The organism is Pseudomonas eutrophicaquae (genome assembly GCF_023544715.1).
Taxonomy (GTDB): Bacteria; Pseudomonadota; Gammaproteobacteria; order Pseudomonadales; family Pseudomonadaceae; genus Geopseudomonas.
This window is the reverse complement of the sequence record NZ_JAMJEZ010000042.1, coordinates 1-5,137: the sequence shown is the minus strand read 5'-3', so window position 1 is coordinate 5,137 and position 5,137 is coordinate 1. Positions and strand designations below refer to the sequence as shown.

The following is a 5,137-nucleotide window of genomic DNA, read 5'->3' as shown; positions in this document are numbered from 1 at the left end:
TCGGGGGTTTGGGATAGGTGCTTGACGATGACCTACTCTCACATGGGGAGACCCCACACTACCATCGGCGATGCGTTGTTTCACTGCTGAGTTCGGGATGGGATCAGGTGGTTCCAACGCTCTATGGTCGTCAAGCAATTCGGTGCGGTCTCGTGGGTGGGTGGCTTGGAGCCAGCCGCTACACGCGACAGCGTATTCGGACGGTGACAGAAGTATTGTCTTGGTGTGCTTTTGCGGTTCACGCTCGTTTTCGTCGAGTCGGTTCACCCAGATTGTTTGGGTGTTATATGGTCAAGCCTCACGGGCCATTAGTATCGGTTAGCTCAACGCCTCACAGCGCTTACACACCCGACCTATCAACGTCGTAGTCTTCGACGACCCTTCAGGGAGCTCAAGGCTCCAGTGAGATCTCATCTTGAGGCAAGTTTCCCGCTTAGATGCTTTCAGCGGTTATCTTTTCCGAACATAGCTACCCGGCAATGCCACTGGCGTGACAACCGGAACACCAGAGGTTCGTCCAACCCGGTCCTCTCGTACTAAGGTCAGCCCCTCTCAAATCTCAAACGTCCACGGCAGATAGGGACCGAACTGTCTCACGACGTTCTAAACCCAGCTCGCGTACCACTTTAAATGGCGAACAGCCATACCCTTGGGACCGGCTTCAGCCCCAGGATGTGATGAGCCGACATCGAGGTGCCAAACACCGCCGTCGATATGAACTCTTGGGCGGTATCAGCCTGTTATCCCCGGAGTACCTTTTATCCGTTGAGCGATGGCCCTTCCATACAGAACCACCGGATCACTAAGACCTACTTTCGTACCTGCTCGACGTGTCTGTCTCGCAGTCAAGCGCGCTTTTGCCTTTATACTCTGCGACCGATTTCCGACCGGTCTGAGCGCACCTTCGTACTCCTCCGTTACTCTTTGGGAGGAGACCGCCCCAGTCAAACTACCCACCATACACTGTCCTCGATCCGGATGACGGATCAGAGTTAGAACCTCAAGATTGCCAGGGTGGTATTTCAAGGATGGCTCCATGGGAACTGGCGTCCCCACTTCAAAGCCTCCCACCTATCCTACACAAGCAAGCTCAAAGTCCAGTGCAAAGCTATAGTAAAGGTTCACGGGGTCTTTCCGTCTAGCCGCGGATACACTGCATCTTCACAGCGATTTCAATTTCACTGAGTCTCGGGTGGAGACAGCGCCGCCATCGTTACGCCATTCGTGCAGGTCGGAACTTACCCGACAAGGAATTTCGCTACCTTAGGACCGTTATAGTTACGGCCGCCGTTTACTGGGGCTTCGATCAAGAGCTTCGCTTTCGCTAACCCCATCAATTAACCTTCCAGCACCGGGCAGGCGTCACACCCTATACGTCCACTTTCGTGTTTGCAGAGTGCTGTGTTTTTAATAAACAGTCGCAGCGGCCTGGTATCTTCGACCGGCGTGGGCTTATTGAGCAAGTCATTCACCCTCACCGGCGCACCTTCTCCCGAAGTTACGGTGCCATTTTGCCTAGTTCCTTCACCCGAGTTCTCTCAAGCGCCTTGGTATTCTCTACCCGACCACCTGTGTCGGTTTGGGGTACGATTCCTAGTTACCTGAAGCTTAGAGGCTTTTCCTGGAAGTATGGCATCAACCACTTCGCTTTCTGAAAGAAAGCTCGTCATCAGTTCTCGGCCTTGATTTCCCGGATTTACCTAAGAAATCAGCCTACCACCTTAAACTTGGACAACCAACGCCAAGCTGGCCTAGCCTTCTCCGTCCCCCCATCGCAGTAACCAGAAGTACAGGAATATTAACCTGTTTCCCATCGACTACGCATTTCTGCCTCGCCTTAGGGGTCGACTAACCCTGCGTCGATTAACGTTGCGCAGGAACCCTTGGTCTTTCGGCGTGGATGTTTTTCACACCCATTGTCGTTACTCATGTCAGCATTCGCACTTCTGATACCTCCAGCCAGCTTCTCAACTGACCTTCACAGGCTTACAGAACGCTCCTCTACCGCTCATCCAAAGGATGAACCCGTAGCTTCGGTGTATGGTTTGAGCCCCGTTACATCTTCCGCGCAGGCCGACTCGACTAGTGAGCTATTACGCTTTCTTTAAAGGGTGGCTGCTTCTAAGCCAACCTCCTAGCTGTCTAAGCCTTCCCACATCGTTTACCACTTAACCATAACTTTGGGACCTTAGCTGACGGTCTGGGTTGTTTCCCTTTTCACGACGGACGTTAGCACCCGCCGTGTGTCTCCCACGCTGGCACTTCCAGGTATTCGGAGTTTGCATCGGTTTGGTAAGTCGGGATGACCCCCTAGCCGAAACAGTGCTCTACCCCCTGGAGTGATACGTGAGGCGCTACCTAAATAGCTTTCGAGGAGAACCAGCTATCTCCGAGCTTGATTAGCCTTTCACTCCGATCCACAAGTCATCCCCTGCCTTTTCAACGGAAGTGGGTTCGGTCCTCCAGTCAGTGTTACCTAACCTTCAACCTGCTCATGGATAGATCGCCCGGTTTCGGGTCTATACCCAGCGACTAAACGCCCTATTAAGACTCGCTTTCGCTACGCCTCCCCTAAACGGTTAAGCTTGCCACTGAATATAAGTCGCTGACCCATTATACAAAAGGTACGCAGTCACCTAACAAAGTAGGCTCCCACTGCTTGTACGCATACGGTTTCAGGTTCTATTTCACTCCCCTCTCCGGGGTTCTTTTCGCCTTTCCCTCACGGTACTGGTTCACTATCGGTCAGTCAGTAGTATTTAGCCTTGGAGGATGGTCCCCCCATATTCAGACAACGTTTCACGTGCGCCGTCCTACTCGATTTCACAGCAAGGATTTTTTCGTGTACGGGGCTATCACCCACTATGGCGGCACTTTCCAGAGCCTTCCACTAAAATCCAAGATGCTTAAGGGCTAATCCCCGTTCGCTCGCCACTACTAAGGGAATCTCGGTTGATTTCTTTTCCTCAGGGTACTTAGATGTTTCAGTTCCCCTGGTTCGCCTCAGTAACCTATGTATTCAGTTACTGATACCTGTCTTATGACAGGTGGGTTCCCCCATTCAGAGATCTCCGGATCAAAGTCTGTTTGCCGACTCCCCGAAGCTTATCGCAGGCTACCACGTCTTTCATCGCCTCTGACTGCCAAGGCATCCACCGTATGCGCTTATTCACTTGACCATATAACCCCAAGCAATCTGTACCGATCCAGAGAACCCCCCGTCCGGTGACCGCTTGTGGTCGTATGAGTGAACATGACATTCGCCGAAAACTTGCGCTTGAACTCGCAAATTTACCTTGACCTGGCCGAGTGCAGTGAAACACTCCTCCAGTTCATTACTTCTATCACTATCCGAATTTTTAAAGAACGTCTGGCGATAAGACCAGAAATCAGTGTTCGAAACAAACACTCATTTCTGAGCTTGGCGATGTTTGTGGTGGAGCTAATGGTGGAGCCAAGGAGGATCGAACTCCTGACCTCCTGCGTGCAAAGCAGGCGCTCTCCCAGCTGAGCTATGGCCCCATCTTTCGATCGGCCTGCGCACCACGACAATTGGTGGGTCTGGGCAGATTCGAACTGCCGACCTCACCCTTATCAGGGGTGCGCTCTAACCAACTGAGCTACAGACCCAATCGCCTTTCGCGAGTGAATCAAGCAATTCGTGTGGGAGCTTATGGGAAGCTGAAGTCTTCGATTAAGGAGGTGATCCAGCCGCAGGTTCCCCTACGGCTACCTTGTTACGACTTCACCCCAGTCATGAATCACTCCGTGGTAACCGTCCCCCCGAAGGTTAGACTAGCTACTTCTGGAGCAACCCACTCCCATGGTGTGACGGGCGGTGTGTACAAGGCCCGGGAACGTATTCACCGTGACATTCTGATTCACGATTACTAGCGATTCCGACTTCACGCAGTCGAGTTGCAGACTGCGATCCGGACTACGATCGGTTTTGTGGGATTAGCTCCACCTCGCGGCTTGGCAACCCTCTGTACCGACCATTGTAGCACGTGTGTAGCCCTGGCCGTAAGGGCCATGATGACTTGACGTCATCCCCACCTTCCTCCGGTTTGTCACCGGCAGTCTCCTTAGAGTGCCCACCCGAGGTGCTGGTAACTAAGGACAAGGGTTGCGCTCGTTACGGGACTTAACCCAACATCTCACGACACGAGCTGACGACAGCCATGCAGCACCTGTGTCAGAGCTCCCGAAGGCACCAATCCATCTCTGGAAAGTTCTCTGCATGTCAAGGCCAGGTAAGGTTCTTCGCGTTGCTTCGAATTAAACCACATGCTCCACCGCTTGTGCGGGCCCCCGTCAATTCATTTGAGTTTTAACCTTGCGGCCGTACTCCCCAGGCGGTCAACTTATCGCGTTAGCTGCGCTACTAAGTTCTCAAGGAACCCAACAGCTAGTTGACATCGTTTACGGCGTGGACTACCAGGGTATCTAATCCTGTTTGCTCCCCACGCTTTCGCACCTCAGTGTCAGTATCAGTCCAGGTGGTCGCCTTCGCCACTGGTGTTCCTTCCTATATCTACGCATTTCACCGCTACACAGGAAATTCCACCACCCTCTACCGTACTCGAGTCATGCAGTTTTGGAGGCAGTTCCCAGGTTGAGCCCGGGGATTTCACCTTCAACTTACAAGACCACCTACGCGCGCTTTACGCCCAGTAATTCCGATTAACGCTTGCACCCTTCGTATTACCGCGGCTGCTGGCACGAAGTTAGCCGGTGCTTATTCTGTTGGTAACGTCAAAACTGCGGAGTATTAATCAGCAGCCCTTCCTCCCAACTTAAAGTGCTTTACAATCCGAAGACCTTCTTCACACACGCGGCATGGCTGGATCAGGCTTTCGCCCATTGTCCAATATTCCCCACTGCTGCCTCCCGTAGGAGTCTGGACCGTGTCTCAGTTCCAGTGTGACTGATCATCCTCTCAGACCAGTTACGGATCGTCGCCTTGGTGAGCCATTACCTCACCAACTAGCTAATCCGACCTAGGCTCATCCGATAGCGTGAGGTCCGAAGATCCCCCACTTTCTCCCGTAGGACGTATGCGGTATTAGCGTTCCTTTCGAAACGTTGTCCCCCACTATCGGGCAGATTCCTAGGCATTACTCACCCGTCCGCCGCT

2 tRNA genes and 3 rRNA genes are annotated in these 5,137 nt (G+C 52.8%); all 5 read right to left on the bottom strand.

From position 1 onward, the window contains the following. Nucleotides 1–19: 19 nt before the first annotated feature. Nucleotides 20–135, bottom strand: a 5S ribosomal RNA gene (gene rrf / locus MXC11_RS11960). Nucleotides 136–287: 152 nt separating this feature from the next. Next, nucleotides 288–3,179 (bottom strand): 23S ribosomal RNA (locus MXC11_RS11955). A gap of 267 nt (nucleotides 3,180–3,446) precedes the next feature. Continuing rightward, nucleotides 3,447–3,522, bottom strand: a tRNA-Ala gene (locus tag MXC11_RS11950). Between the two features lie 31 nt (nucleotides 3,523–3,553). Beyond that, nucleotides 3,554–3,630 (bottom strand) — tRNA-Ile (locus tag MXC11_RS11945). A gap of 65 nt (nucleotides 3,631–3,695) precedes the next feature. Next, nucleotides 3,696–5,137: ribosomal RNA gene (locus MXC11_RS11940) — 16S ribosomal RNA — on the bottom strand; the annotation flags it as partial.